The 1,115-nt window shown below is 64.4% G+C and carries 1 protein-coding gene; it reads left to right on the top strand.

Going from position 1 to position 1,115, the window contains the following annotated elements:
* A partial coding sequence (locus A5747_RS17715) for an AMP-binding protein (protein ID WP_142245636.1) occupies window positions 1-1,115 on the top strand: 1,115 nt, incomplete at both ends.

Raw genomic sequence — 1,115 nt, 5'->3', positions numbered from 1 at the left:
GAGGCGTTCGAACACCAGCACGTGCCGTTTGAGGTGTTGGTGGAGCGGCTCAATCCGGCTCGGTCGTTGCGCCATCACCCACTGATTCAGGTGTCGTTGGCCTGGCAGAACTTCGCCGGGTCCAACGACCCGGCCGCGGGTTTGGTGCTGGAGGGCCTTGAAGTCAGCCCGATCCCGTTGGACACCCACAGCGCGCGTATGGATCTGGCGTTTTCGTTGGGGGAGCGTTTCACCGAGGCCGGTGAGCCCGCCGGAATCGGCGGGGCGGTGGAATTTCGCACTGACGTGTTCGACACCGCCAGCATCCAGGCGCTGATCAACCGCTTCGAGCGGGTGTTGATAGCTATGACGGCCGATGCGGGGCGGACGTTGTCCTCGCTGGATCTGCTCGACCAGTCCGAACATGCCCGCTTGGATCAGATCGGTCACCGGGCGGTGTTGACCCGGCCGGTGAGCAGGCCGGTGTCGGTTCCGGAGTTGTTTGCCCAGCAGGTGGCCCGCACCCCGGATGCGGTGGCCCTGGTGTGTCGCGATGTTTCGTGGACTTACCGCGAACTCGATGAGGCGGCTAATCGGTTGGCGCATTTGTTGGTTGGCCGGGGCGTGGGTGCTGGGTGTGTGGTAGGGGTGTTGATGGAGCGCTCTCCACAAGCTATCGCCGCGATCACCGCTGTGTTGAAAGCCGGGGCTGCGTATCTGCCCATCGACCCTGAACATCCGCGGGAGCGCATCGAGTTCATGCTCACCGATGCCGCGTCGGTGGCGGTGTTGAGCACCGCGGATCTGGCTGGGCGCCTCGACGGGTTGGGCGTGGCGGTCATCGACATCACCGACCCCGGGGTGCAGAGCCAGTCGAGCACCCCTTTACCAGCGCCGGGCCCCGAGGATATCGCCCATCTGATTTACACCTCGGGCACCACTGGGGCGCCCAAGGGGGTGGCCGTCACTCACCGCAACATCACCCAACTGCTGGCGTCGTTGGATGCTGATCTGCTGGCCGAGTCGAAACAGGTGTGGGCGCAGTGTCATTCGCTTGCCTTCGACATCTCGGTGTGGGAGATCTGGGGCCCGTTGCTTCATGGTGGGCGGCTGGTAGTGATCCCGGACTCACTGAC

The sequence above is a fragment of the Mycobacterium sp. IS-836 genome (assembly GCF_001954275.1).
Classification (GTDB): Bacteria; Actinomycetota; Actinomycetes; order Mycobacteriales; family Mycobacteriaceae; genus Mycobacterium.
This window is presented reverse-complemented; position numbering and strand designations above follow the sequence as displayed.